Here is a 21,435-nt window from a genome sequence, read left to right as displayed (position 1 = left end):
TATTACTCCATCGGACCAATAATCCTTAAGCACTTTCCAGTATAGGCATCCAATTGGACCATCGGCGTCATCGGGTTTTTGCCCTTCAAATCAGCTGTTACGGACATTTCTCTTTGATTGGTCAATTGGTTGAAAAAACCCTCTTTGGCCTTAATAATCATATAAAACGACTTTAAATCATCCAGACTTACATCAACAGGGGTGATCTGCCACTCTTCAGGTGGATGTTTAATACATTCTATCGTTTTCTTCTCAGCCTCCAGGGAGGTCATTACAGGTTTTTGATATTCAAAGGCAAAAAGTATAACGAGTATTACAACTAACCCCATGATTATTTTTTTCATCTAAGTTCTCCTATGCATTTATTCTTTCGGAACCGATTGATTCTGCTTATTCTGATGATAGATTTTCTTCAGCGTAATATTGATATTATTCAGTGCAATAAGAATTAAGCCGAGCATCGCAAATGTAACGATTTCACCTGTGAAAAAAGAAACGATCCCCAAAATGATGAAATAGAGGCTGTACCACCAGCTGCTCATACATACAACTCCTTTATGTAAAGGGTATTTATATACTTTTACAACAAACGGTTAAAAACCTTTATTATTTTGAATTTAGGATTCGAAATGCCTAAATAACAAATCATTCAGGAAAGAAGAGGCAGAAAGAATGAATGAGCAGAGCTCTACCAATAAAAAGGCATGGGAATATCGTGCATACGAATTTTGGGAAAAAAGAGACGGTTCTCCACAAGAAAAAGCTATGGAAATAATAGAAAATCCTTTAGCCAGCTTAAAAAAACACCAACAGTTTTTCCACATGATTGATGGGATGAAGATTGCGAATATATGTGGATCAAATGGCAGGAAAGCAGTCCCACTGTCATTATTGGGAGCAGATGTAACTGTTTTTGATATTTCAGAAGAGAATAAAAGATATGCTTTAGAGCTGGCACAATGTGCAAATACAAACATTGAGTATGTAATAGGGGATATTTATGACATTGACCTAGACAGATATTCACATCTCTTTGATATCCTCTATTTAGAAGGTGGAGTTCTTCATTATTTTAATGACATAGAGAGGTTAATGAACATTCTTTTCTCTATTCTAAAAAGCGGGGGAAGAATGATATTAAGTGATTTTCATCCTTTGAAAAGATGCATAGGCAGGGATAATACAATCATTCATGGATATTTCGATGAAGAGCTCCATAACGGTGATGTAGCTTATAAATCATTTTTTGATGCTGCAGAACATGATTCTTTTCCAGAGGTGTCCCTGCGCTATTATACATTAGGAGAGATCATCAACTCAGTTATTTCAGCTGGTCTTACTTTAAAACAATTCGAAGAGCACCGGGTATGGAATGGTGAAAATATACCATGGGAATTCACTATAATAGCAGTGAAATAGGCGAATGTTTTTGTGTGGGATGTGAATGGTATTGGAACAACTATTAGTAATGTCTCACACTTTTTCAGCACAATAATTAAATTTTAATTGTTTGATATAAAAGGAGTACACAAATGAAAAAATTTTATGTTGCATCAAGTTTTCGAAACATTGAGCAAGTAAGATCTATTAGTGGGCAATTAAAAAATAAGGGGTATGTCCAAACATATGATTGGACAGATAATAGCCGAGCATCAACAATTAAGGATTTAAGAGATATAGGAGAAAAAGAAAGAATCGCAGTAAAGGATGCAGATTTTATAATCGTACTTCTCCCGGCAGGCAAAGGAAGTCATATTGAATTAGGGATTGCATTGGGTCAAGGAAAACCAATCTTTCTCCATTCACCTGATGATAAAGTAATGAACTTTGAAACTACAAGTACGTTTTACCATGTGTCTGGAGTTGAAATCGTGATTGGAACTACTGACAGGTTATTCGAAAAATTGGAGGAGGAAAATTATATATAAATACCTATAATGACGTGAATGACTTAAAGGAAAGGAGGAAAACCATGCTCGAAAGAAAATTTGGAAACCGTCCAGGGTGGCAGAGAATCTTAGAAAGAAAATATGCACAAACCTATTTGAATACGAACGAATTTAAGGGATATATCACGCTGTTAAACACAATTAAAGTAAGTGAACCACTATTCAAGAAGTACGGGGAACAGGATATCTGTATTGTTGATGATGGCTACCTGTGGCTGCAGCAATTTCCTATGGGGAAAAATCATGCCGTCACAACCATGTTTGATGCAAATGGAGAAATAATTCAATGGTATATCGATATTTGCCTCGAAAATTCAATTGAAAACGATCTCCCTTATTTGGATGATTTATTTTTGGATATCGTCCTGCTTCCTTCAGGTGAATTAATAGAGAAAGATGCTGACGAATTGGAAGTTGCCTATAACAAAGGAATCATAAATTATTCCCTTTATGACTTGGCTTGGGAAGAACAAAAAAGGATTAAAAAACTAATTACTAGCGGGGATTTTCCGTTGATTCGATTATCTTCCCAACATAAAGAAATCTTGCTGGATAAATTGAGTTAACCTAATAATCCAAATAGAAAAGGAGGACTCTTCATGGAAATACAAGCGGTTTTCATAGACAGGGACGGAACTCTCGGCGGCAGCGACCGTGTCATTTATCCAGGAGAATTTGAACTTTTTCACGGTGTGGCTGAGTCAATACAGCAATTGAAAACATCAGGAGTACTCGTTTGTTCTTTTACCAATCAGCCTGGAATTTCAATAGGAGAGGCAACTTTATTAAGCTTTGAAAAGGAACTTGGAAATTTTGGATTTGATAAAATTTATGTTTGTCCTCACCAGCATTCTGAGGGCTGCCATTGCAGAAAGCCATCTCCAGGAATGCTAAAAAAGGCTGCTGAAGAGAACCAAATGAGTTTAAAACAGTGTGCAGTCATCGGGGATAGATGGACGGATTTATTGGCTGCACATGAGGCAGGATGCAAGAAAATCCTGGTCAAAACAGGGAGCGGAAAAGCAGCATATGAGCAATACATAAACAAGGAGTTCCATGGTAAGTGGGCTGAAGTAGAGCCGGATTTTGTGGCTGAGGATCTTAATGAAGCAATTAAATGGCTTTTGACATTCAAATAAGATTTGGAAAGGAGAATATATGAGAGTATCAAAAATTCGTCCTATTGTTATATGTCCATTTAAGAAAGATGATTCAATCGTGGTCATCGAAGGGTTTGACGAGGTGACAGGGGAATATTTTTATCGTCCGATCGGCGGCGGTATAGAGTATGGAGAAAGAAGCTCCGCAGCATTAGAACGGGAAGTGCTTGAAGAAATTGGTGCACAAATAACGAATGTAAAATACTTAGGAACCATAGAAAATATTTTTGAATTCAATGGCAATCTTGGACATGAAGTTGTATTTGTTTATGATGCCGAATTTGTTGATAAGAGTTTTTATGAAAACACGTCCTTCATAGGAGAGGAAGACACCGGACATACCTTTAAATTGATTTGGAAGCCGATAAGCGACTTTACCAATCCTAAATTCAAATTAGTTCCGGATGAGTTATTCGATTTAATTAAATGAAGAATGGGGCTCCCCAATCAAGCCCCATCTAAATTCCCCTAACCAGATAATGATAGTTCTTTCCATTAATCATGATAGTTTTCCTCACCCGGAAACCAAGCCGCGAATATAAACGCATGGCACCCGTGTTTTCTTCTTCAACGTTAAGGGATACGGTAGGATAGCCGCGCTCTTTGGCTTCCAACAAGGCGCATTCGATAAGTGCAGTCCCGATTCCCCGTCCGCCATGCTCAGGAGACACACTTAAAGTATCTATATAAAAATCCTCCAAATCTGCCTCTTTATCTGTATCTACACCTTCATCCCCAAATTTGCTCTGTAAATGCGCGATTATCGGCTCCTCCAGTTTCTCCGCGTCTTTTCCATGATACAAAATGATGATTCCGACAACTTCTCCATCCTCAACTTTTACATAACTGTTTTCGAAGCTGAGCCTGTTGCCTTCACTCTGAAAAAACGCTGCAAGCTGCTGCAGTATTTTGTCTGGGTCGGTTTCCCCCGTCAAAGCCTCCCCGATATCATGAATGGCATCGTATATGAGAACGGCTGCCTGTTGGCTGTCCTTTTTGAGTGCTTTTCGAATGGTCATCTGTAAAACTCCTCATTCTTTATTCTTAATATCTAGAATAACATGACTCATCCTTTCATAATGTCACAAGCAGTCATGCGTAAGGATGGGAATGCAGGAATATGAATGAAAGTAGCAGCAATTAGAGGAGGGGAGGCCAGAATGCAGGAAGGCTGAACCGGATTAATAAGAAGTATGACCCTTACAATGTGTTCCGGTTCCCGCAGGCAATACGATAATAATAGGAAAAAGCCTGACTCTTCATCAGGCTTTTTTTGAATTATGCACCCGCTGTAGATGCAGCCGCCGTTGCTCCTGACACTGCTGCAATGCATGCAGCCTGCTGTGCCTGGATCAGGGCTTGAATTGTGGAATGAAGGGCCGTTGAAAGAACAGTGGACTCTCCAACTTTTTCTGCAATCAGCAGTTGGATGGCCATAACAAGATTAAAATCCTTTTGCCATTTGAAATCTTTTTCTGCATTGAGCTGGTCAAAGATATCCACTACTTGATGCAGATTGACTTTCGCCTGATCCAAGAATGCCAGAAGTGCGATATGAGGGTAATGCATAGCTTTCGGCTTGAGTCCGCTTTCCTTCATTAAAGAGAACATCTCTTGGCATCTGCTCACAAGCGTATCCGGATTTGTCTTGCCTTCAAGGGAAAGGATATGGCTCATGCTTTGCAGTTCATTGCTCTTTCTGAAGCCCGCTTCATTCAGTTTTTGGTAGAAGGATTCGATTTCTGCCATCATTGCATCCTTCTCCAGCTCCCTTTGAGCAAGGAGCATGGCCAGTGGGTAGTCATCCATGCCCGTGAAGAAGAAGTGGTTGCTTTTCATGCTTTTATAAATGTCATAAGAGCGGGGAATCGCATCACTGGCATCTTTTTCTCCTGTCAATGCAACCATCGCCGCGATATAGCTGAAGGTGCTCCGGTGAAAACCAGCTTCGATGACGGAATCATAAGTTTGAATGAATTCCTTGAAAGCAGCTTTCGAATCATCAAATTTCGTATCCAGCATCGCCGCAAATGTAAAGCGATCGTTTCCTTTTAAAGTGGAAAACAAACCGACTTCTCCTTTGATATACTCCACAATTTCATCATATCGCTTCAAATTGAACTCTTTCTCGTTCGCAACATACAGAGAAGCAGCCATCATTAAAATTCGATTGTCGGAAAAGCTCCATTTATACTTCGTTTTCAACTCATGAAAGATCTCTTGGTACGCTTCAAATTTATGCATCGCTTGATTCATCATCTACACGTCCTTTTTAAAGGGTTATGACAATTCTACGGATGGATAAAGAAAAGGTTTCATCTCGATATGATTTAGCCCTACGTCAAGTGGGTATACTACTAATAAGAAGACGTTTTGGAAGAAAAAAATAAATTTGTACAAATTATGGGTAAATTTCGAACAAATTATGAACACTTTTTGTCTATTTTGTGTTATCATAATAGTAAGAAAATTCTTTCATTACTAAAAATGGAGTGATTATTGTGAAAAAGATGTTTACACCATCAATGTTGTTGCAGCGTTTTGGGGTATTTTCCTTTTTCTTCGGTATTCTAGCCACGGCAGTTACAATGTATGATTTTAGTGATAAAAACATCTACTTAATGGTTTCTATAGGCTTTATTGTCGGCGGTGTTCAAACGATGATTATCGGGGCTGCCTTCCAATCCATGCAGCAGCATCCGAAACAAGAAAAGGTAAGAGAAGATGTATTGGATAATATGAACCCTTCTCAGGTATAAAAAATTATAGAGAAAAAACAAAAGACACGTGGATAAGCAGATCCATGTGTCTTTTTGTGTGCATTGGAATGGTTTCTTAAAATATACATCCAAATCCCCTGTAAAACCGCCTCCTAAACTATCCGAAATATAGAAAATTTCAGTCAATAATCTTTCCAGACGTATCCTTCCCAAAATAAATATGGTTGACATTGAAAATTATTACAATATAGTGACATCTTTTTGAACACTTTATTAATGAAAATTTGTCATTTTCGTTAACATCACAAATTTCCATCCCAAAAACACCTCAGAAAGGAGTAAGATAGTATCACAATCGATAGTTTGTAAATTACACAAAAACACTATTTTATTGAGCGGGTGTTTAAGAGGAGATGACTTGCATTGAAAAAACGTGGTTTGCTCAATGGAATAAAAGTTGCTTTACTTGCAGCAGCGACCGCATTGCTTTTGTCTGGCTGTGACAGCAGCTCGATGATTGTATTGGATCCGAAAGGGCCGGTTGGCCACACGGAATTAAAACTAATTATTTTATCGGTAGTTCTTTGCGCAATTGTCGTTATTCCTGTACTGGGGATTCTCGTATATATTATCCTCCGATACCGTGATAAGCCGGGCAACAAGGCTCCTTATCAACCGGATTGGGATGACAGCAAAACCCTGGAGGTAATTTGGTGGGGAATTCCGATTGTCATTATCGCAATTTTGGGTGTGTTCACAGTTAAAGGCATCCATACTTTGACAAAACCGCCTGTACAAAATGCCAAACCAATCACAATCCAGGTAACATCGTTGGATTGGAAATGGCTGTTTGAATATCCTGAACAAGGAATTGCGACAGTCAACCATGTTGAAATTCCAGCAGGGGTGCCAGTTCAATTTGAATTGATGGCTGACGGCCCGATGAACTCATTCTGGGTTCCACAGCTTGGCGGACAGGAGTATACAATGCCTGGTATGGCTATGAGACTCTGGCTTCAAGCGGATGAGCCTGGTACGTACTTCGGAAGCGGAGCGAACTTTACAGGTAAAGGATTTGCCCATATGAGATTTGATGTGGTTGCGAAACCGCAGGCAGATTTCAATAAGTGGGTAGAGAAAGTCAAGAAAACGTCGCCTGCTATGACAACAGATACTTACGCTAATTTGAAGAAAAAAGGATTATCAGATGTTAAATACTTCTCATCATATCCGAAAGACCACTTCAAAAAAGTGCTTAATAAGAATGGCGGTCAGTACATGAAAATGAACGACAAGAAAAAAGACGACAGCCAATTCCATGAAATGAAAGATATGGAAGATATGAGCGATATGTCCGAGATGGACATGGATCATAACTAGAGGGGGAGGAAGACAGAATGATCGATAAAATAAAAGACTTTGCCTCTCATTTCTTTGTAACAGGAGATCCTTTGATCTACGGAGCAGATGTTTCCATCGGTTTGTCCATGGTTGCCATCTTCTTCGTGCTAACCTATTTCAAAAAATGGGGATGGCTTTGGCGTGAATGGTTGACGACTGTTGACCATAAGAAAATCGGTATCATGTATATCATTGCATCATTATTGATGCTTTTCCGCGGCGGAGTTGACGCCCTTCTCATGAGGGCACAGCTTGCACTGCCGAATGTGCATTTCCTGCAATCGGAGCATTACAATGAAATCTTTACAACACACGGTACGATCATGATTCTTTTCATGGCGATGCCAATGATGTTCGGTTTATTTAACATCGCTGTACCACTTCAAATCGGTGCACGCGACGTTGCGTATCCATTCTTGAATGCATTCAGTTTCTGGATGTTCTTCGTAGGTGCGATGCTATTCAACTTGTCATTCGTAATCGGGGGATCCCCGGATGCAGGATGGCTTGCGTACCCGCCATTGTCTGAGCTTTCAGGCAGCCCGGGTGTGGGAGAGAACTTCTATATTTGGGGCATTCAGCTTTCCGGTGTAGGTAGTTTGGCTTCCGGTATCAACTTTGTTGTGACAATCTTAAAAATGCGTGCAAAAGGCATGAAGATGATGCAAATGCCTTTATTTACATGGTCTGTATTTGCAAGCTGTGTAACAATCATTATCGCATTCCCTGTATTGACAGTTACATTGGCACTACTATTCATCGACCGTTTTGCCGGTGGACACTTCTTCACAATGCTTCATGGCGGAAACCCGATGATGTATGTCAACTTGATCTGGATGTGGGGACATCCTGAGGTTTACATCGTTGTCCTTCCGGCATTTGGTGTATTCTCAGAGGTTGTAAGTGTATTCTCTAAGAAAAGAATTTTCGGTTACAAATCAATGGTCTTCTCTTTGATGATCATCAGTATCTTGTCTTATTTCACTTGGGTCCATCACTTCTTTACGATGGGAGCAAGCGCCAACGTCAATGCATTCTTTGCGATTACGACTATGGCCATTGCCATCCCTACAGGTGTTAAAGTCTTTAACTGGCTATTTACTATGTTCCGCGGACGCATCCGCATCGAACAGCCGATGCTCTGGACGCTTGGTTTCATCCCGACGTTCCTTATCGGGGGAGCAACAGGTGTCATGCTTGCCGTGGCACCAGCGGATTATCAATATCACAACAGCTACTTCTTGATCGCCCACTTCCACCAGGTTCTTATCGGTGGTGTAGTGTTCGGCTACCTTGCAGGTATTTACTACTGGTGGCCAAAAATGTTCGGCTTCAAGCTGAATGTTAAATTAGGCCTTTGGGCTTTCTGGCTTTGGAATATCGGATTCTACGTATGCTTCATGCCTCAGTACGCTCTTGGCTTCATGGGTATGACACGCCGCGTGTACACTTATGGCTGGGACATGGGCTGGGGTCCATTGAACCTAATCTCTTCCATCGGTGCCGTATTGATGGGAATCGGGTTCATCTTCCAAGTATGGCAGATCCTATACAGCATCAAGTACGGAGAACGCGATACAACAGGCGATCCTTGGGATGGCCACACATTGGAATGGACGATTCCATCTCCAGCACCTGAATATAACTTTGCAATAGAACCAATTGTCAAAGGTCAAGATGATTTCTGGAGAATGAAAAAAGAAGGCATCGTACCAATGACAAAAGAAAGTGAAATTAAGCCGATCCATATGCCAAGGAATTCAGGAATTCCGTTCATCATGTCCTGGTTCTGGTTCATTGCCGGATTTGGATTCACTTTCGGATGGACATGGATGATTGTCGTTGGATTGCTTGGAGTTGCAGGCAGCATGCTTGCACGTTCCTTCACGAAAAAACTTGATTACTACATTCCTGTAGAAGAAATCAAGGAAACAGAAGCTAAGTTTGGGAGGTTGGTATAATGTCTCAAGCCATTTCTCATACAAATGACCATCATGAAGAACACGAACATCATGAGGATTTAAGCGTCCTTGGATTCTGGCTCTTCCTGGTATCAGACGTTATCTTATTCGGAACAATATTTGCTACATTCATGGTCCTCCGTTCACATTTTGACGGAGGCCCGACTGGAAAAGAATTATTTGAAGCACCAGGCTATATCACAGAAACATTCCTATTGTTAACAAGTAGTTTCACAAGTGGACTTGCAACGCTTGCATTGAACAAAGGAAAAGTCAATCAGCTGATCGGATGGCTGGTTGTCACTGCCCTTCTTGGATTGGGATTCATCGGCTTTGAGGTCTCTGAATTCGCCAATATGGTATCTGAAGGTGCTACAATTTCCCGAAGTGCATTCCTAACGGCGTTCTTTACACTCGTTGGAACACATGGACTCCACGTTTCAGTCGGTCTTTGCTGGATGACAGCCATCATGATTCAGTTGAAGCGAAATGGCATCAATGCATTGACAACAAGAAAAGTAACTCTTGTTTCATTGTACTGGCATTTCCTTGATGTCGTTTGGATCTTCTTGCTTACAATCGTTTATCTTATGGGGGTGATGTAAGATGTCTCATCAAGAATCACACGGTTCAGTCAAATCTTATGTCATCGGCTTCATCCTATCCATCATATTGACGATCATCCCATTGGTCCTTACGCTAAAGCATGTGATCAGCGGAACAACATTGATCGTATCAATCGTTGCAATGGCAGTCCTGCAGCTCTTGGTTCAACTATTCTTCTTCATGCACATCAGAGAAAAAGATGGGGATAAGCCAAGATATAATGTTTGGGCATTGATTTTAGGATTATTCATCGTTTTCGTCATTGTCGCAGGATCCATGTGGATCATGACCTTCAATGCGCAGGTAGCATAATAAAATACGTTCGACAAAAATCGGGGAGTGACTGTCACTCCCCGTTTTTTCTTTATTATTTAAACGTTTGATTAGGAAGTATGGGAGCATAATTTTTATGTACATACTAAAAAACAGGAAAAAATATCCTTGCAATAGAACATTTGTTCGCGTATAGTGAAGTTATACAAAAATATTGAAGCAAAGGGGTAAATGCAATGATTAAACCATATTTGATGTTTGACCGCAGCTGTGAAGAAGCATTCAAATTGTATGAGGAAGCATTTGGGGGAGAAATTATCGAATTTCAAAAATATGGAGATATGCCGCCGAACCCTAATTTTCCGGTAGCAGAAGAGGATAAAAGCCTCGTGCTGCATGCTCAGCTGAAACTAGCTGAAAATGGTTATATCATGGGATCTGATTCACAGAGGGAGCAAACTAGTGGAGATAATTTTGCCATCAGTGTGGAACTCAATTCAGAAGAAAAAGCATTGCATGCGTGGAATCTGCTGAAAGAAGAAGGCCACGTACATATGGACCTTCAAGCAACTTTCTTCGCCAAACTCCACGGCTCCGTGAAAGACAAGTATGGTCATACGTGGATGTTTACAGTGATGTAAGCATCCCAAAAATAGCGAGCCGAAATGGCCCGCTATTTTTATAATGCTTCCTTGATAACTTTCTTGTAATAGACGACAGACAGCATTCCAAAGATGGAATACAAGGCCGTATAAAGCACCATAACGATAATCATCGGCGTCCAGACTTCCGCACCGAATAAGAACCATCCGGATTGAACCGCAAAGTAGCTGTGAAGAAGTCCGATAATCAATGGGATCCCGAAGTTGAATAGCTGCTTGCTGCGAATGCCCTTGATTAAGTCACTTTGAGTAAACCCAAGCTTGCGAAGGATGGTATAGTTCGGCTTTTCTTCTTCGCTTTCATCCATCTGCTTAAAGTAGAGGATGCAGCCTGATGTAATCAAGAAAGTGAGTCCAAGGAATCCAACGATGAACATGATTAAACCGATGTTTCTTTTCTGTTCGTCCTTGATATCAAGCTGGGAGTCATTCATCCATGCTACATCCAAACCTAGTTTGTGGAAGATTTTATTGGCTTTTACAAGCTGGTCAGGATTGTCGATGGTCACCCCGATATAGGTGTTCGATTTCTTTTGAATAGAAGGATCCATCTCTTTTTTTAACTGTTGGAAGAGGGAATCATCAAGAATTGCGACAGGAGACCCTCCGCCAGTATAAAATCTGGAGATAGGATATTCATCCCTTAATCCCAGATAGTCCAGTTTGTATGTGCTAGTTTTGCTTTTTAATTCTGTCTTTCCGGACTCCACCAATGGCATAACTTTTCCAAGCAGGTCGCTGTATCCGGTTAGAACTAATTCATCCTTAGCAACATTTACACCTTTTACGGACTTTTCGCTGATGGCCGAAGTAGGCATGGCGTCCATGCTGGCGTTAAGAGCGGCAAAATCAGAATCGGTGAGCTTGTCAACATCTAAAAGTACTTGAATGACATCAATTCTCTTTTGGCTGTATGGAATTTGGTTCTTCTCCAATGCATCTGTAAATCTATCGAAACTCTTTTCATCTGTGAGTGAGAAGTCAGTCGGCACCTGATTTTTAGCTGTTTTTTCAGCTGAATAGTATCCAATATAGCTCAAAGACAATAACCCTATCGCCAGTGCAGAAACCGTTGTGATGATTGTGAGCAGAAGGGCATTGGATTTCATTTTGAACATGATGGACGAAAGCGACAGCACCTCATTAATATTCAAGTAGCCTTTTTTCTGCTTGCGGATCATGTTGAAGATAAAGCTGACAGATCCTTTGTAGAAAAGGTAGGTTCCTATAATGACAGATCCAAGAATAAATATCATGGCTCCGTATAGCTCTGGCATTGTTGTATAGTCGCCGCTGAATAGCTTCGAAGAAATATAGTATCCTGCCGCAACGAGAAGAATCCCGATAACCCCAATGATGATACCCCAGATCGACATCTTTTTAACCTTAGTCTCTGTCGATGATCTCACTCTGAACAAGGAAAGGATGCTCTGCCTTTTAATAAAGATGAAATTCATGATCATGATCAAAATATAGATTCCGCAGAACACCAGCACCGTCTGAAAAAAAGCATGTGTTGAAAAGTGAAGGGTGGCAATTGCTTTAACACCTGTTACTTTGAAAAGAATCATAATGATCAGTTTGGAAAATGAAAATCCAATAAGAATCCCGGCAATCATGGAGCCGAAATAAAGAATGAAATTCTCCAATGTTAATATCCTGAAAATCTTATTTTTTGTCATCCCAATCAGCTGGAATAAACCGATCTCCTTGCTTCTCCGTTTAATAAAGAGGGTGTTGGCATAGAGAAGGAAGACAGAAACGATGACAACCAGCAATATGGATGCTGCCCGGATGGCTGCTCCTCCTTTGATGGTTCCTTTAACGGAGTCCATCGATGAATCATATTGCAGCGTCACAAAGGCAAAATATAAGCCGACGCTGAAAATAAGAGCAAAAACATACAAGAAATAGTTTTTCAGATTCTTTTTTAAATTCCTTATTATCAACTGATTAACGTTCATGCTGCACCCCGCCGAGCACCCCTTGAGTCTTAATGATGTCTTGGAAGAATGGCTGGCGTTCTTGATCGCCTTTGTTCAATTGAGTATAGATCTGGCCATCTTTAATGAAAATGACCCGGCTCGAGTAGCTCGCCGCAACTGGATCATGCGTCACCATCACGATGGTAGCTTTGCGTGTTTTGTTCAAAGACTTAAGCTTATTCAAAAGATCCGAAGCTGACTTAGAATCCAATGCACCGGTCGGCTCATCGGCAAAAATGATGCTTGGATTATGGATGAATGCTCTGGCAGCAGAAGTACGCTGTTTCTGTCCACCGGAAATTTCATTTGGGTATTTGTCTTTTAACTCAAGAATTCCCAGCTCCTCAGCCAACTCATTGAAACGCGAATCCGCTTCTTTTCTAGGTGTTTTGGAAATGGATAGCGGCAGCAGGATATTTTCCTTCACCGTGAGGGTATCCAGCAAGTTGTAATCCTGAAAAATGAAACCAAGATGATGCTTCCGAAACTCAGCCAGCTGCTTCTCTTTCATTTTCGTCATTTCCTTATTCTCAATCTTAATAGAGCCCTCGCTTACTTTATCGATGGAGGAAAGAACATTGAGAAGTGTTGTTTTTCCGGAACCAGACGCTCCCATGATGCTAACGAACTCCCCTTCATGAATGGTAAGATCAATGCCTTTTAATACCTCTTGTTTATTCCATTTGTTCCCGTAGCTTTTATGAAGTTTTACTGCTTCTAATATCGTCATAAATGAAAAACTCCTTTGATTTGATACTTTTATTATAAAAAGCATCCACTTCCTTTTCCTTTTATTCCACGAACAAAATAGAAAAGCATGTGACATTATTGTCACACGCCGTGTCATTTGGTTGAATGTGCATTCTGAATTCCCCGAATCAGATGCCTTCCATGATTCCTACAAAGTCATTCTTCCGCGGGAATACGAGGGAGAAGGTTGTGCCTTCCCCGCGAATCGAGCCTGCCTGTATATCAATCAGCAATGGTCCAGCAGCTTTCTTGGCCAAATATAGTCCCATGCCGGTCGATGCATTATCATGGTGGTCCACAGTTGAGGTGAAGCCTCTTTCAAAAATACGCGGCAAATCTTTTGCTTCGATGCCTCGCCCAAAATCTTGAATACTTAAAATAGTCCGTTCGTTTTCCATCCTGCTCTTAATCATAATTTCAGAAGCCTCGCTGTATTTTACGGCATTTGTCAGCAGCTGGCGAAGGATGAAGGCAAGCCATTTGGCATCACTAAGGACTTCTGCTTCAACTAAATCGAGGTCAAATCCGATTCCCTTTTGGATGCACCAGGATTGCAGCGTTTTGAATTCACCGAATAGAATCGATTCCAAATCAACTTTTTCAATATAAAGGTCATTTTCAATGAATGTAATCCTTTTTTGATGAAGCTGCTGATCAAGCAGGAGGTGGATTCTAAGCCACTCATATTTCAACTGGGATTTCAGCATTTTGTCTTCCATTCGTTCAATGATGAGGTGCATCGCAGTTAATGGGGTTTTGACCTCATGAATCCAGGAAAGCAAGTCGTCTTTTTCCTGTTCCATCGCTGTACGGATATCAGATGAAGACTCCTTTAATAAATCTGCTTGTTTAGAAAGACTCTCTGCCACGATTTTTTCAAAGGGTGCTACTGGATAGTCCAAATCGGTTACATTCAAATTGTTGTCCCATTCCTGAAGCTTTTGATAAAACTTAACTTCCCTCTGATAGCGAATGACGACAAAGATGATAAACAAGAGTGAAGAGAGGAAGACCATATACAAAATTGGAGAAAGAGGGATCGCTTCATCCAATACGGCTACAAAAATAAAAAGAAGTTCCATTGCGATGACGAATAGCAGCCAGCTTTTTCTTTCCCATATGTATTTCCGGATCATGATGGTTCCTCTTCGATGGCAATATAGCCTTGACCCACTTTTGTTTCTATAAAGGTCCCAAGACCGATTTCCTCCAGTCTCTTGCGGAGGCGGTTTACATTTACAGTCAAGGTATTGTCGCTGATGAACCGCTTATCATCCCATAGACTGTTGATAAGATGGTCCCGGCTCACGATTTTATTCTTTTGATCAATCAACAGTTTTAAGATAAACATTTCATTCTTCGTCAATTCAACAGATCCTTCGTCATTTGAAACCGTATTCCGTTCGTAGTCCACCGCAGCGCCGCACCATGTTTTGAAGCTGACTGCCTCTGTATTGTAATTATAAACGCGGCGAAGTACGGCCTGTATTTTTGCAATCAACACGTCAAAGTGAAAAGGCTTTTGGACAAAGTCATCTGCACCGAGCTGCATGGACATCACCATATCAGTGGGATGGTCCCTGGAAGAAAGGAAAAGGATCGGGACGTTCGAATGCGACCGAATCATCCGACACCAATGAAAGCCATCGAATTTAGGCAGTTGAATATCAATGATGACAAGGTCAGGCTTGATTTCGGAAAATTCCTGCATGACATTCCCGAAGTCAGAGATGCCAAAGACATCATAGGACCACTGGGATAGCCGGTCTTTGACCTCGTTAAATAATGTCGCGTCATCTTCAATTACTAATAGTTTAAACATTTATTTCACCACATTTTGAAGCGTCTGCTCAAATTGAAGCAGACGCCAATTTCGTTAAAGCGAATACGAATAATACTCCTGTGCATGTACGGTTTTGAAGCCAACAGACTCATATAATCCAAGTGCATGATCATTTTTCGTTTCAACTTCCAAGTGTACAGATCTGCCTTCAGCAATGTGATCGTTGACAACTTTATTCAATACTTTTCGCCCGATGCCTTTACCGCGCTGTTCGGGAGAAATGGCAAAACCATAAATCCAGGCTTCCTTGCCGCCTTCTTCAAGAGATATTCGGATTTTACCAATCGTGCTGCCATTTACGTCAATCATATAGACCTTGGTGTCTGCCCGATTGCTTGTCCTTGACTCCATTTCCCGTGCATCTGCCTCGCTCACTCCAAAACCGGTTACGCTTAAGTGCACCCTTGCATCTAAGTCTTCCGGCACAGCCGGACGAAGCGTGAATCCCTCGGTCTCTTTCAGGGGCTGCTCTTGCCATTTCATCTGATGTTCGGAAAATTTATGTTCCGCACCGACACTTTTCACAAATGATTTTCCAGAAGCAGAACCAGCCGGTGTATTCAAAAGGATGCGTTTAAAGCCGTTGTTTTTCACTGATTCCATCCCATCATGGAAGAGCTTTTTGAAATGGCCTTTACGTCGTTCAGATGGTTTGACCATCCCGCAGACTTCCACTGTTGAACCAAATCCATATAATCCAAGGAATCCAATGAGTTCATCGCCTTCATAATAGAAAAAGTCCAGCTGATCAGAATTCCGTTCTTTCAGCATTTCCCAATTCAGTTTTAGTTGGATGCCATCGTGGGCTTCACACTCTTTTTGCAGCTTTTCAATATCTTTCAGTTTTTTGCTTGTCAACATAAAAAGTTAGCACCTGCTTTGTTTATAGAATTCGTTAAACTCTATAAACTTCGCTGCATGGGCAGGAATTTCCTTTTTAAAGAGAGAAGCTTCTATTATACTATATTGAAAAATTTGGTTTTCGCCTTAACCTGAAAGGGGACTTATTCATGCGAAAATTGACAATGACCGAGACTCTGTTGGCTTTTTTGACCTCAATCATTGCCTTTTCTCAAGCCTATAACCACCAAAGGGATGGAAGGATGCTCCTGTCTTACGTCTTTTTAATCGGAGGAGTACTTATCGTCATTTTATATGGAATTGCATTTCTTAAATATCAGAAGTCGCAAAAAGAGGAGCGGTAAAGATCGGGTTATTTGCAAACATATTTTAGAACTTCATCTAAATAATTTTCAATGGGCTGTCCCGAATTAATAACCAAGCATTCTTTATTAGATGGTTTCTTGCTGCTTGCTACGGCATGATAAAAAGTTTCTTCGGAAGCAATTTCTTTTATTTGGCTGATTTTGCGATTGCGAGTTTTCAATCTTTCATTTATGAGATGAAAATCGTCTACTAAACATTCTACATATTTGTATTCAGCACCGTATTTTTCAGTTAGGTCCAACCCTTTTTGAACCATCTCTGAATAAAGGCAAGGACTGTCAAAGATCACATTATGTCCTTGTGAGAGATGGAAATCTATTAATGACCAGTCGATATTGTAAGAGATTTTCCCGGCAACCTTTGCTTCGATACTATCGTTCATGGATTCCAACAGGGCAGACTTTACAATATCATGGTCGACGATAACAGCACTTGTTTCCTTTGCTATCAATCTTGCAAGAGTGGATTTACCCGAACCTGGAAAGCCCGACATTTGAAGAAAAAACAATTCAATTCTCCCCCTTCTTAAGCGGTATCAATACCATTATTAAACCATAATATTCCACTTTAGTGAGAGTACCTGCCGTAAAATCGCATAAAAAGACCGGATGACCCCCATTTACTCGATTACAATTGAATAAAAAGGGGGCTTCAAAAATGGATTTTATAGAAAAGAAAAAAGATTCGTTTACGATAGTGGGCTTCAGTGCACCAGGGACTTGGAACAGTAATGTGGTCCATCCCATTCCTGATTTATGGAAGAAGGCGTATAAAGTTTTTGTAGACCAAAATCCTGGACATATAACTGGAGTTTGCCTGCCTCCTCGCAGCAATGATTATTTTTACACGTGTGGTGTTGAACTGGATCAAGTGGATTTTAAGAAAATAGGGGAAGGGATGACGGTTCATATTTTCCCGGCTCATAAATATGTTGTTTTTAAACATAGAGGGAGTGCCCATGAGATCCCTGAAACGTATGGTGAAATATGGGGGATTTTTGATCAGGATGGATATTCAATAACAAAAGGAATCCCTGAGATCGAAGTAGTCCCACTGCAGCTCTTTGGAAAAGAATACACAGATGAATACGAAATGGATATCTGGATACCGGTAGATTAATTTTTTGAAATTAAAGTGAACCATTCTGCGATGCCGATTGTATAGCTAATGAAAAACAAATTAAATGAGGTGTTTCTATGGGGATGGGATGGATGGTTTCGCTGATCGTTACGGTTGTAATCATTGGGTTAATCATGGCGGTCATGCTGCCGATGAATCAAAAATATATCGTAAAAGAGAACGGGAAAATCAATTATAAAAAGACGAAGATATTCCTGCGGTGGAATGTGTTTGATACGTTGACATTGGGGCTGGCAATCTATTCGATTATCTGTATACAGGTCTTAAATATGCTCATTTCCTTTGGGGAAGACAGGGAGAATGTCTATGTCCAATTTTTCACCAACCAAGGACAGGTATGGACGCTCATCTCAGTAATCTATTTGCTTGTCCGCATTTCAAATACGCTGAAATCCATCAAAGCAAGATGGGGGGATTCCATTGAGTGAGCGGGCAGAGGAATGGATGTACGCCTACCAGAGCGGGGACACGGAGGCACTGGCCCACCTGTATGAATCATTCAGAAAACCTTTGTATTGCTTTGTGTTCCGCTACACGAGAGATGAACAGCTTAGCATCGATATCGTTCAGGATGTCTTTGTGAAAATTCAGTCCAGCCGGCATGGGTTTGATTTAAGCAAAGGGAAGGTAAAATCATACCTTTTTCAAATTGCCTACAACCATATGGTCACGAAATTGAATCGGCGCAAGAAGTGGAGGACACTCCTGCCTTTTCTTGCACCACCTCCAGTGGAATCGATACAGCAGGATGACCGGATGGCTGTCCAGGCTGCGGTAGCCGAACTTCCAGAAATTCAACGGGCGGTCGTTCTCTTATTTTACTATCATGATTTGAGCCAAGGCGAAATTGCCCAGATCCTTGGAGTTCCGAAAGGGACAGTTAAATCCAGATTGCACAGCGCCATTCAACTATTAAAAAAAGAATTGGGGGACTTCGGATATGGAGCAGAATCCATTTAAAAATGATCATGATCTGAAGAGGAAATTGGACCAATATGAAGTGCATGTACCGGAATTTACCATAAAATCTTCCAAGTGGGACAGACTGATTTATTTTCTTGCCCAGCCGGCGAAAAATCCTCTTGAGCGGATTGGATCCAAAAAGCACGGTTTCCTTTCCATGAAGCTTTTTCCGCTTGGTGCCATGGTTATTGTGTCCGTTGTTGAAGGGATATTATTATTTTTCTAAAAAAGGATTTCCTCAAGTGCACGAGGAATTCTTTTTTTTGCCCGGAAAATGGAGTTTGATTGATGCAGTCGTCTAACACAAAAGGTGGAATTTTCACATATTTTATAGTAAGCCAAAGGAAAGAAAGGGAGAAGAGAATGGCTCTTAATCCGTGTCAATTAATTGGGCCATTGTCTATTAGTTGCTATTTAACTGATTCCACAGGACAAAGGCTCAATCCCTTAGATGAAAATTCCATTAGATGTGAAGAAGTTGTACAACCTTCAGGACGAAAAGAGACCGTCGTTCGAATACCGAATGGAACTGCAGCGGTATTACAAAAAATCAATTTATTAAAAAGCGGCTATATAGTAGTGGAAGTAACCGGCGCCAATGGATCATGCACGACGGAGCCGATTCCGTTTAATATTGACGAAGAGGTTCTGCTCTGTGCACCAACAGGTACAACCGTTGATTGCAAGGTGACAAGCTTCAATTGTTTTTCCACCATTCAATGTTCAGGAGATACGCTCAGACAGCTTTCTGTCTTTTTGACTATTTGCCAGTCCATCAAAGTAACAGGAGATACAACGATTGAAGTTCAAGCAGGGCTGTGCAACCCGAGAAATGAAATTCTGACTCAGTGCCCACCCGTAAGAATCCCTATGTCCTGTCCAGTTGTGTTTCAATCGACTGAAACAGAGAATACCAATCAAAACGATGAAATAATCAAAAGGGAACTTCAGGTATTTGAGGATACCTGCATCCGTGCTGAAAAGGTATACGATTGGGTAACGCTTCAAGCAAAAATAAAACTTTCCCTGACAGCGGGAGAAGTTTTCTTTAACTGCACTCCAACACGGATCCTGGTATTTGGAGGAGAGAATGCTGGTGCTGCCATTAATGAAGTCGATGAGTATTTTTGCCAAACAGATTCATGGACCACAGTATCTCCAATGCTTGGTGTCAGGGAAGCACAGGCTGCAGGGCTACTGAGAAATGGAAAAGTGATCGTTAGCCACGGTTTTTCGCCTTCCGCATTTACAGGTGTGGCAACTGCGGAGTTTTATGATCCAGAAACCGATACTTGGACGGCTGCCCCAACCGCAAATGTACCAAGAGGTTCACTGGGAGGCGATGTGTTGAATGGATTGTTTTACACCGTGGGAGGTACGAATGGTTCTGGTGCAGGGGTGTTGGCCACTGTAGAAGTTTTCAACCCTGCGACAAACACTTGGTCACTAGGTACGCCGCTTCCTACTCCAAGGTCGGAACTTGCCGTTGTCACGTTGAATGGACTGCTGCATGCAATTGCTGGCTTTAATGGATCGGTGAATCTTGCAGATCATGATGCTTTTAATCCCGCGACAAATACATGGATCACACTAACTCCGCTGCCTCAACCTCTATCATTCGTTGCAGCCGAGGCGTTCGGAGGTAAAATATATGTCTTTGGTGGTAGAGACCCAGATGAGCCTGTAGCGCCAGATACGTTTCTTAATGATCCCGGAGATCCTGCCGTTGCCGTAGACACTGTATATATTTACGATCCTGCCACCGATACATGGTCAACAGGTGCACCAATGCCCACAGCCAGATGGGGGGGCAGCAGCGTGTACATGTGGATCAGAAATTTTCGTCATGGGCGGATTTATCCCTCCGAATAACTATTTAAACGTAGTAGAGGCTTACAATCCAGCCACCAATACGTGGAGAACAGTAAGTTCCATGCCTGTTTCAAGAGCCGTCTTTCCGTGTGTTTCTTTATAGCCTATTTTTGAGAGGAAGAGGGTTGCATTTATCTAAACCATCTGTTATGATGAATCTACAATTATTTTTGTTCGGTCTTTTTCGCCTTTGAATTCGTATTGAGCAATAATAGTAATACATTGTGGATTCAATCCACGCAGGAGGTAACACACATGGAACAAGGTACAGTAAAATGGTTTAACGCAGAAAAAGGCTTCGGATTCATCGAAGTTGAAGGTGGAGACGATGTATTCGTACATTTCTCAGCAATTCAAGGCGATGGCTTCAAAACTTTAGAAGAAGGTCAAAAAGTAACTTTCGACGTTGAGCAAGGCGCTCGCGGACCTCAAGCTGCTAACGTAAACAAAGGTTAATTAACCTTTAAAAAGACTCCCTTATGGGGGTCTTTTTTTATGTGGAAATTTGGAGCGATGGGACGATATGTTGTTGAAATTGCAATGGGATGTCTCTCCAAAGATCTTGGAGAACAAATCGGCTCTTCAAAATGAATGAAATGTCCCTTTTGCATTGCTGGAAGGACAAAATGTGAAGAAATAATGAGCAAAATGTCTTTAGTAATGGACAAATGAGGAACAATAGCATGGAAATCATGGCAGATGCCAATGCTCAACGAGCTTTATGCGCGAAAAATGTTTGTCTATGCGCGGCCTTACATGTTCTATGCGCGAAAAACCACCCGCTATGCGCCGGCCCAAGCAGTCTATGCGCGAAAACCGAACTCTTATTGAAGTTAGTATAAAAAGTGGACACAGGTAGTGGCGTCATGTTTAAATCTATACAACTATAAAAAGGGCGTGTATAAACGTGGCGAAAGATCAGA

Annotated in this window: 29 protein-coding genes and 1 pseudogene; 20 read left to right on the top strand and 10 right to left on the bottom strand. The window is 41.1% G+C overall.

The window, feature by feature from the left end; translation table 11 throughout:
• Nucleotides 1-2 precede the first annotated feature (2 nt).
• Together DFR59_RS16340 and DFR59_RS16335 are read right to left on the bottom strand one after the other, a co-directional pair.
• A complete protein-coding gene (locus tag DFR59_RS16340) occupies nt 3-344 on the bottom strand; it encodes a hypothetical protein (RefSeq protein WP_114746739.1) in 342 nt (113 codons plus the stop codon).
• 18 nt (nt 345-362) lie between these two features.
• Entirely contained in the window at nt 363-542 is a 180-nt protein-coding gene (locus DFR59_RS16335) for a hypothetical protein (protein ID WP_114746738.1), read from the bottom strand.
• A 130-nt stretch (nt 543-672) separates the two neighbouring features.
• On the opposite strand from DFR59_RS16335, the gene DFR59_RS16330 reads away from it, so the two are divergent.
• The 5 genes from DFR59_RS16330 (at nt 673) to DFR59_RS16310 (ending at nt 3,539) form a co-directional block, all read left to right on the top strand.
• Nucleotides 673-1,419 carry a class I SAM-dependent methyltransferase gene (locus tag DFR59_RS16330; protein ID WP_114746737.1) on the top strand — a complete coding sequence of 249 codons (747 nt, stop codon included), beginning with the start codon at nt 673-675 and terminating at the stop codon, nt 1,417-1,419.
• 113 nt (nt 1,420-1,532) lie between these two features.
• A complete protein-coding gene (locus tag DFR59_RS16325) occupies nt 1,533-1,928 on the top strand; it encodes a nucleoside 2-deoxyribosyltransferase (RefSeq protein WP_114746736.1) in 396 nt (131 codons plus the stop codon).
• A 44-nt stretch (nt 1,929-1,972) separates the two neighbouring features.
• Nucleotides 1,973-2,515, top strand: a complete 543-nt coding sequence (locus DFR59_RS16320) for a ribonuclease FAU-1 family protein (RefSeq protein WP_114746735.1) — start codon at nt 1,973-1,975, stop codon at nt 2,513-2,515.
• Nucleotides 2,516-2,548: 33 nt separating this feature from the next.
• Nucleotides 2,549-3,088, top strand: a complete 540-nt coding sequence (locus DFR59_RS16315; protein WP_114746734.1) for an HAD-IIIA family hydrolase — start codon at nt 2,549-2,551, stop codon at nt 3,086-3,088.
• A 19-nt stretch (nt 3,089-3,107) separates the two neighbouring features.
• Nucleotides 3,108-3,539 (top strand): NUDIX hydrolase, encoded by a 432-nt coding sequence (locus tag DFR59_RS16310; protein ID WP_114746733.1) that lies wholly within the window; start codon nt 3,108-3,110, stop codon nt 3,537-3,539.
• A gap of 28 nt (nt 3,540-3,567) precedes the next feature.
• Here the strand turns inward: DFR59_RS16310 and DFR59_RS16305 are convergent, their stop codons facing one another.
• Nucleotides 3,568-4,128, bottom strand: a complete 561-nt coding sequence (locus DFR59_RS16305) for a GNAT family N-acetyltransferase (protein WP_114746732.1) — start codon at nt 4,126-4,128, stop codon at nt 3,568-3,570.
• Nucleotides 4,129-4,274: 146 nt separating this feature from the next.
• Between DFR59_RS16305 and DFR59_RS20595 the strand changes: the two are divergent.
• Nucleotides 4,275-4,346, top strand: a pseudogene (locus DFR59_RS20595) (BBE domain-containing protein); the annotation flags it as partial.
• Nucleotides 4,347-4,387: 41 nt separating this feature from the next.
• Here DFR59_RS20595 and DFR59_RS16295 read toward each other — a convergent pair.
• Nucleotides 4,388-5,368, bottom strand: a complete 981-nt coding sequence (locus tag DFR59_RS16295) for a DUF4003 family protein (RefSeq protein WP_114746731.1) — start codon at nt 5,366-5,368, stop codon at nt 4,388-4,390.
• A 242-nt stretch (nt 5,369-5,610) separates the two neighbouring features.
• Here DFR59_RS16295 and DFR59_RS16290 point away from each other — a divergent pair, with 242 nt between their 5' ends.
• The 6 genes from DFR59_RS16290 (at nt 5,611) to DFR59_RS16265 (ending at nt 10,711) form a co-directional block, all read left to right on the top strand.
• Entirely contained in the window at nt 5,611-5,868 is a 258-nt protein-coding gene (locus DFR59_RS16290; RefSeq protein WP_114746730.1) for a hypothetical protein, read from the top strand.
• A 384-nt stretch (nt 5,869-6,252) separates the two neighbouring features.
• Entirely contained in the window at nt 6,253-7,209 is a 957-nt protein-coding gene (locus DFR59_RS16285) for a ubiquinol oxidase subunit II (RefSeq protein ID WP_245948509.1), read from the top strand.
• A gap of 17 nt (nt 7,210-7,226) precedes the next feature.
• Complete coding sequence (locus DFR59_RS16280) at nt 7,227-9,191, top strand: cbb3-type cytochrome c oxidase subunit I (RefSeq protein ID WP_114746729.1); 1,965 nt, start codon at nt 7,227-7,229, stop codon at nt 9,189-9,191.
• Nucleotides 9,191-9,796, top strand: a complete 606-nt coding sequence (gene cyoC, locus DFR59_RS16275; RefSeq protein ID WP_114746728.1) for a cytochrome o ubiquinol oxidase subunit III — start codon at nt 9,191-9,193, stop codon at nt 9,794-9,796. Before DFR59_RS16280 ends, cyoC begins: the two co-directional genes overlap by 1 nt.
• Before the next feature lies 1 nt (nt 9,797).
• Nucleotides 9,798-10,109 carry a cytochrome o ubiquinol oxidase subunit IV gene (gene cyoD, locus DFR59_RS16270; protein ID WP_114746727.1) on the top strand — a complete coding sequence of 104 codons (312 nt, stop codon included), beginning with the start codon at nt 9,798-9,800 and terminating at the stop codon, nt 10,107-10,109.
• A 197-nt stretch (nt 10,110-10,306) separates the two neighbouring features.
• Complete coding sequence (locus DFR59_RS16265; protein WP_114746726.1) at nt 10,307-10,711, top strand: VOC family protein; 405 nt, start codon at nt 10,307-10,309, stop codon at nt 10,709-10,711.
• Nucleotides 10,712-10,749: 38 nt separating this feature from the next.
• On the opposite strand, the gene DFR59_RS16260 is transcribed toward DFR59_RS16265, so the two are convergent.
• From DFR59_RS16260 to DFR59_RS16240, 5 genes are all read right to left on the bottom strand, one after another.
• A complete protein-coding gene (locus tag DFR59_RS16260; protein ID WP_114746725.1) occupies nt 10,750-12,696 on the bottom strand; it encodes an ABC transporter permease in 1,947 nt (648 codons plus the stop codon).
• Nucleotides 12,686-13,447, bottom strand: a complete 762-nt coding sequence (locus DFR59_RS16255) for an ABC transporter ATP-binding protein (RefSeq protein WP_114746724.1) — start codon at nt 13,445-13,447, stop codon at nt 12,686-12,688. Before DFR59_RS16255 ends, DFR59_RS16260 begins: the two co-directional genes overlap by 11 nt.
• Nucleotides 13,448-13,595: 148 nt before the next feature.
• The gene (locus DFR59_RS16250; RefSeq protein WP_114746723.1) at nt 13,596-14,603 is read right to left on the bottom strand and encodes a sensor histidine kinase; all 1,008 of its coding nucleotides are present in this window, start codon (nt 14,601-14,603) and stop codon (nt 13,596-13,598) included.
• Nucleotides 14,600-15,289, bottom strand: coding sequence for a response regulator transcription factor (locus DFR59_RS16245; RefSeq protein ID WP_114746722.1), 690 nt, complete (start codon nt 15,287-15,289; stop codon nt 14,600-14,602). The genes DFR59_RS16250 and DFR59_RS16245 overlap by 4 nt, the downstream gene beginning before the upstream one ends.
• 54 nt (nt 15,290-15,343) lie before the next feature.
• The gene (locus tag DFR59_RS16240; RefSeq protein ID WP_114746721.1) at nt 15,344-16,171 is read right to left on the bottom strand and encodes a GNAT family N-acetyltransferase; all 828 of its coding nucleotides are present in this window, start codon (nt 16,169-16,171) and stop codon (nt 15,344-15,346) included.
• 149 nt (nt 16,172-16,320) lie between these two features.
• Here DFR59_RS16240 and DFR59_RS16235 point away from each other — a divergent pair, with 149 nt between their 5' ends.
• A complete protein-coding gene (locus DFR59_RS16235) occupies nt 16,321-16,515 on the top strand; it encodes a hypothetical protein (RefSeq protein ID WP_114746720.1) in 195 nt (64 codons plus the stop codon).
• An 8-nt stretch (nt 16,516-16,523) separates the two neighbouring features.
• Here the strand turns inward: DFR59_RS16235 and DFR59_RS16230 are convergent, their stop codons facing one another.
• Nucleotides 16,524-17,045 carry a P-loop nucleotide/nucleoside kinase family protein gene (locus tag DFR59_RS16230; RefSeq protein WP_114746719.1) on the bottom strand — a complete coding sequence of 174 codons (522 nt, stop codon included), beginning with the start codon at nt 17,043-17,045 and terminating at the stop codon, nt 16,524-16,526.
• A gap of 149 nt (nt 17,046-17,194) precedes the next feature.
• On the opposite strand from DFR59_RS16230, the gene DFR59_RS16225 reads away from it, so the two are divergent.
• The 7 genes from DFR59_RS16225 to DFR59_RS16195 all read left to right on the top strand — a co-directional run bounded on the left by DFR59_RS16225 (nt 17,195) and on the right by DFR59_RS16195 (nt 20,968).
• Nucleotides 17,195-17,656 carry a GyrI-like domain-containing protein gene (locus tag DFR59_RS16225; RefSeq protein ID WP_114746718.1) on the top strand — a complete coding sequence of 154 codons (462 nt, stop codon included), beginning with the start codon at nt 17,195-17,197 and terminating at the stop codon, nt 17,654-17,656.
• 77 nt (nt 17,657-17,733) lie between these two features.
• Nucleotides 17,734-18,105: a group-specific protein gene (locus DFR59_RS16220; protein ID WP_114746717.1), complete on the top strand. Its 372-nt coding sequence runs from the start codon at nt 17,734-17,736 to the stop codon at nt 18,103-18,105.
• A gap of 16 nt (nt 18,106-18,121) precedes the next feature.
• A complete protein-coding gene (locus tag DFR59_RS16215; protein ID WP_114746800.1) occupies nt 18,122-18,637 on the top strand; it encodes an RNA polymerase sigma factor in 516 nt (171 codons plus the stop codon).
• Nucleotides 18,618-18,866, top strand: coding sequence for a hypothetical protein (locus DFR59_RS16210; protein ID WP_114746716.1), 249 nt, complete (start codon nt 18,618-18,620; stop codon nt 18,864-18,866). The genes DFR59_RS16215 and DFR59_RS16210 overlap by 20 nt, the downstream gene beginning before the upstream one ends.
• A 137-nt stretch (nt 18,867-19,003) precedes the next feature.
• Nucleotides 19,004-20,512 (top strand): BMQ_0737 family morphogenetic spore coat protein, encoded by a 1,509-nt coding sequence (locus DFR59_RS16205; RefSeq protein ID WP_158538426.1) that lies wholly within the window; start codon nt 19,004-19,006, stop codon nt 20,510-20,512.
• Nucleotides 20,487-20,615, top strand: a complete 129-nt coding sequence (locus tag DFR59_RS20590; protein WP_114746714.1) for a Kelch repeat-containing protein — start codon at nt 20,487-20,489, stop codon at nt 20,613-20,615. Before DFR59_RS16205 ends, DFR59_RS20590 begins: the two co-directional genes overlap by 26 nt.
• Nucleotides 20,616-20,767: 152 nt before the next feature.
• Nucleotides 20,768-20,968: a cold-shock protein gene (locus tag DFR59_RS16195; RefSeq protein WP_114746713.1), complete on the top strand. Its 201-nt coding sequence runs from the start codon at nt 20,768-20,770 to the stop codon at nt 20,966-20,968.
• Nucleotides 20,969-21,435 lie beyond the last annotated feature (467 nt).

This window comes from Falsibacillus pallidus (assembly GCF_003350505.1).
GTDB classification, from domain to species: Bacteria; Bacillota; Bacilli; order Bacillales; family DSM-25281; genus Falsibacillus; species Falsibacillus pallidus.
Note: the sequence above shows the minus strand (reverse complement) of the source record. Positions and strands in the feature narration are given on the sequence as shown.